Source organism: Salinibacter sp. (assembly GCF_036626415.1).
GTDB lineage: Bacteria > Bacteroidota > Rhodothermia > Rhodothermales > Salinibacteraceae > Salinibacter.
Window position 1 is genome coordinate 1 of sequence record NZ_JAZKRW010000197.1, and the last position, 3831, is coordinate 3831.

The window sequence follows — 3831 nt, forward strand, 5'->3', positions numbered from 1 at the left end:
GTGATAACGAGTGCCGTGTGCAAATGGCGAATCAAGCGAGCGGACTGCGCCTGTGCAGAACGCATGGTGTTAAGAAGCTTTGTTGGCAAGTGAAGACGATAATGAGGAAGGAATCGGTCGATCGGAAGGAAGGATAGCTGGAGATTCGGGCGCGCGGGCGCGGCCTATCCGTTCAGCCCCCATTCGAATGGCTCTGCCGCGCGATTTTCCTGAGGATCGCGTGCGCTGTTTGCGTTCTCGTTGCGCCCACGCTCGCCGCCTCCATTGCGGGCGTCCTGCAGCACGAGCCCAGTCAGCAGCAGGAGGGCCAGCCCGGTGGCGCATCCGGCACACCACGGAACGTAGGTCGCACAGGCCTCCAGCACCCGGCCCAGCGCCTCCAGCTGCTGGACAAGCGGAGAGAGGGCGGTCCAGAACAGTTCCGATGGGGAGGAGGGAGGCATGGCGTCGTGCTGGTTGTTACCGGAGAACGCGAGCGAACGGGGGCATTGAGGCTCCAGCGATGCTGCGTCATTCGACGGTGAACTGCTTCACCATGTCCTCCGCGGCGGAGCTATACAGCACCCATGCGTAGCGTCCGGGCTCTAAGTCCACCGTGAAGTAGCGGGTCTGTCCGGCTGGGACCCGCCCAACGCCGCCCCGAAACGCGGTCGCGTGCAGATCCTCGTCCGTAAAATCGCGTTCCCGGAGCTCCTCTACACTTGTCTCCGGGCCGAAGGGCGCGACGAAGGCCCAGTTATAGGGAGATTCCAGATCCTCCGGCGGCTCCTCGACGCGCAGGGCGACGGTCTGCTCGCCAGGACGAGGCTGGCCCTCGACGGAGACCTCCCGCCCGGCGCTCCGGAGCGTCACGTCCGCTTCCGGCGGCTCCGCCCCGGAGGAGTCCTCGGTCACGGTGATTCCCCGATTCATGCCCCGGAAGGAGTGGGTGCGCCCATTTGGGGACGAGATCAAACAGCTTATTACGTACCTGCCCGGCTTCAGCCTGAGTGTCGCCCGAGCCGTCTGGCCGGGGCCGAGCGGGCCCCCACCCCCGACACTTTCCGCTTCGTCTTCCCACTCGGGAATGACCTGCTGCACCGCTTTCCCGTACGCCGTTGAGTCAATGGTCCCTTCGACAAGGCGCTGCTCAAGGCTGTCCGCCAATTCGATGATTCCACGCGCGTCCTCGTAGGTCTTGCCCTGGGGCAGCCGGGCCAGGGTGAACTCGTGCGTCTCCTCACCGACGTTTTCCATCTGGAAGGTTACCCACCCGGAGGGGATCGAGTCAGGCGTCCCGAACGCGTAGTCCGCCATGATCATCTGGGCCGTAGAGGAAGGCGTGTTCTCCCCGGTGGCCTCTCCCCCGGCGTCGGCCTTCGTCCCGTCGCCGGAGGACTGGCAGCCCACCAGTCCCGCCGTAAGCAGAAGGGCGAGGAGCACTTTAGGGATTGGCGCAAATGGGGGCGACGGGGCGGGTCCGGAATTGGGATTCATAGGGACTGTGGGGTTGATGAGTGAGACGGTGCAAATCAAATCGCGTCAGCGCCGCGGCGACGAGCGCACCTCGGAAAGCGCGCCAGGCCGGCTACTGGCCGGAGGAGGACCGCCCGAGGTGCTCGTCGAACCAGTCCAAATTGCGGTGCATAGCGTCCATGCTCTGCTTCGGCTCCGAGAATCCATGCCGCTGCCGCGGGTAGAGGACTAGCTGTGTCGGCACCCCTTGCCGCTTTAGGGCCCGGTAGAACTCCCGGCCCTGCGAGGGCGGGACCCGCTGATCCTCAGCACCGTGGTAGATGAGTGTTGGCGTGCTCGCGTTTTTCACGTGGTAGATCGGCGAATGGCGCTCGTAGGTATCGTACCGGCCCCACAACTCGCCGCCCATGTCAGCGAAGATTGCATCGGGGAGATCCGTCGTGCCCACCATGCTGATCAGGTTGGACATCCCCGCATACATGTGGGCCGCCGCGAACCGGTCGGTCTGGGTGACGGCCCAGGCGGTCATGTAGCCCCCGTAGCTCCCGCCCATGATCGCGAGGCTGTCTGGATGCGCCACGCCGCGGTCGACCATTAGATCGACGCCCGCCATCAGATCCTCAAAATCCCCAAAGCCCCAGTCCCCGATGTTTGCCCATCGGAAGTCCTTCCCGTAGCCGGTGCTCCCGCGCGGATTGGGCCGGAGGACGGCATAGCCCCGCTGAGCGAAGATCTGCGGGAAGTCGGTGAACGATCGGGTGTGGACGCCCGCCGGACCGCCGTGCACGTCCAAGACGAGCGGTACCTGGTCGCCTTCTTCGTAGCCGACGGGATAGGTGACGAGGCCCTCGATCTCCAGGCCGTCGGGCGATTCCCACGTGAGCACGTCCGTGCGCCCCATTGGAGGAGTCGGCACGTCTTCATGGACGTTCGTAAGCCGACGCTTCTGGAAATTATCCGTGGACGAGAGGTAGACCTCCTCGGGCGTGTTTACATTCTCATAGGTGAAGGCCATCCGCTGCGCGTCGGCATCGAACGAGGCCTCTCCGTGCAGCCCATCGCCCTGCGTGACGTTCTGCGGCGCCGCGCCATCGCTCGGAACGGCCAGCACGTGCGTCGAAGTGCCGATGTGCTCGACCACTAGCACGGCGTTGTCCATCCAGCCGATCACGCTGCCGTCGCGGTTCGGCGTATCGGCTAACTTCTCCGGCGTGCCGCCAGATGCCGGCACTACGTAGACATCGCTGACAGCGCTCAGCCCCACGATCTCGGGCTCCCCGCCGTGGCTGGAGAAGGCAACCTGCTGCCCCTCGGGCGAAAAATGTGGGTGGGCGTCGACACCAGGGCGTTCGACGAGCGACCGGACGGCCCCGCTGTCGGCGGGGACGGTGGAGAGGTCGGCTTCTTGAATGTAGGCGTTGATGTCAGGCGTGGGCTGGTGAGCGAAGACGACGGTCTCGCCGTCGGGCGACCAGTCGAAGCTGCGCACGTGAAACGTGCCCTCCGTGAGCCGCTGCACCCGACGCGTCGAATCGTCGGCCTCGGCCACGTCGGTGGTGTACAGATGGCTGAAGCGGTGCTCCTCATCGACCACCTGCACGTCTCGCTTCTCCTTTTCCCGCTGCCGTTCGGCCTCCGGCTTCGGGTCGGTCATCGTATAGGCGATGCGCTCGCCGTCGGGCCCCCACTGAAAACTGTTTACGCCCGTCTCGGCGTCGGTGACCGGAAAGGGTTCCCCGCCCCGCAGGCGCATCACGTGGACCTGCGGCTCTTCGGTGCGGGTGCTGATGAACGCGAGCCGGTCGCCTGAAGGCGACCACCTCGGGCGGAAGCTGGAGTGCTCCCCGTAGGTAAACTGCTCGTCGAAAGAGCCGTCTACGCCGGCCACGTGGATCTGCTGGCGGTACTCCGAGGTGGTCTCGTCCATGACGGCTTCCCGGACGACGTAAGCGACGTGCCCCCCGCCGGGCGCAATCTCCGTGTCGATGATCTCGTCGTACTGCATCCTGAGCTCCGGCGTCCAGCGGGTGGTGTCCGGCTGGGCGTAGAGACTGTTCGGGGCGAGGCCGCCAGTGAGGAGACCTCCGGCGAGGAGGCCGGCGAGCAGAGGGGCGAAAAGCGCAGAGAGTCGGCTTTGCATCGGCTCGGGGGATCCGATGAGAGAGAGGCGAGCGGGAGACGCTCCCCGAAGCCCGGCGGGGCGGCGCCATTGCCGCGCCTGGTCGGCCCCGGATGTGGACGTGGGGGCGCGTCTCGGCGCAGAGAGGCTTCGGGCGAGGCTCCCGGAGCCAAAGCGTCGGTCGGTGCTGCGGGACCGCGGCGGAGGCTGTGCATGGGGGCTTCGGACCCTGCGGTCGTCGGGATTCCTTACGACGA

The 3831-nt window shown here is 65.9% G+C and carries 3 protein-coding genes; all 3 read right to left on the reverse strand.

The window, feature by feature from the left end; translation table 11 throughout:
- Positions 1 to 164: 164 nt before the first annotated feature.
- The 3 genes from V5A20_RS13525 to V5A20_RS13535 all read right to left on the reverse strand — a co-directional run bounded on the left by V5A20_RS13525 (position 165) and on the right by V5A20_RS13535 (position 3595).
- On the reverse strand, positions 165 to 443 hold the full coding sequence (locus tag V5A20_RS13525; protein ID WP_332327583.1) for a hypothetical protein: 279 nt from the start codon (positions 441 to 443) through the stop codon (positions 165 to 167).
- A 67-nt stretch (positions 444 to 510) separates the two neighbouring features.
- Positions 511 to 1476 carry a hypothetical protein gene (locus tag V5A20_RS13530; RefSeq protein ID WP_332317008.1) on the reverse strand — a complete coding sequence of 322 codons (966 nt, stop codon included), beginning with the start codon at positions 1474 to 1476 and terminating at the stop codon, positions 511 to 513.
- A gap of 91 nt (positions 1477 to 1567) precedes the next feature.
- A complete protein-coding gene (locus V5A20_RS13535) occupies positions 1568 to 3595 on the reverse strand; it encodes a S9 family peptidase (protein ID WP_332317007.1) in 2028 nt (675 codons plus the stop codon).
- Between the last annotated feature and the right edge of the window lie 236 nt (positions 3596 to 3831).

What these genes read in the sequence shown, in the direction of transcription:
- V5A20_RS13525 (WP_332327583.1), bottom strand. Translation starts at nt 443, where the DNA reads ATGCCTCCCTCCTCCCCATCGGAACTGTTCTGGACCGCCCTCTCTCCG.
- V5A20_RS13530 (WP_332317008.1), bottom strand. Translation starts at nt 1,476, where the DNA reads ATGAATCCCAATTCCGGACCCGCCCCGTCGCCCCCATTTGCGCCAATC.
- V5A20_RS13535 (WP_332317007.1), bottom strand. Translation starts at nt 3,595, where the DNA reads ATGCAAAGCCGACTCTCTGCGCTTTTCGCCCCTCTGCTCGCCGGCCTC.